General features: G+C 65.4%; 1 protein-coding gene. It reads left to right on the top strand.

The window, feature by feature from the left end; genetic code table 11:
* Nucleotides 1-243: nuclear transport factor 2 family protein (locus tag L3N51_RS12460; protein ID WP_238027528.1), on the top strand; the 243-nt coding region annotated here is incomplete at both ends.

The following is a 243-nucleotide window of genomic DNA, read 5'->3' as shown; positions in this document are numbered from 1 at the left end:
CAATTGGACACGGTGCGCCGCTATCTGCGGCATCTGCATGCAAGCGATACGGCGGGGCTGGTGGCCTGCTTCGAAGACGACGGCATCGTGCATTCGCCCTTTCTCGGCACGATGCAGGCGCGCGACTTCTTCGTGCGGCTGGCCCAGGCTTCGAGCCAGAGCGTGATCACGCCGATCGATCTGTTCGCATCGGTGCAGCCGGCCGACGACACCGTGCGGGTGGCGGCCTACTTCCGCTACGAC

It is taken from the genome of Metallosphaera javensis (ex Hofmann et al. 2022) (assembly GCF_022064045.1).
GTDB lineage: Archaea > Thermoproteota > Thermoprotei_A > Sulfolobales > Sulfolobaceae > Metallosphaera > Metallosphaera javensis.
This window is presented reverse-complemented; position numbering and strand designations above follow the sequence as displayed.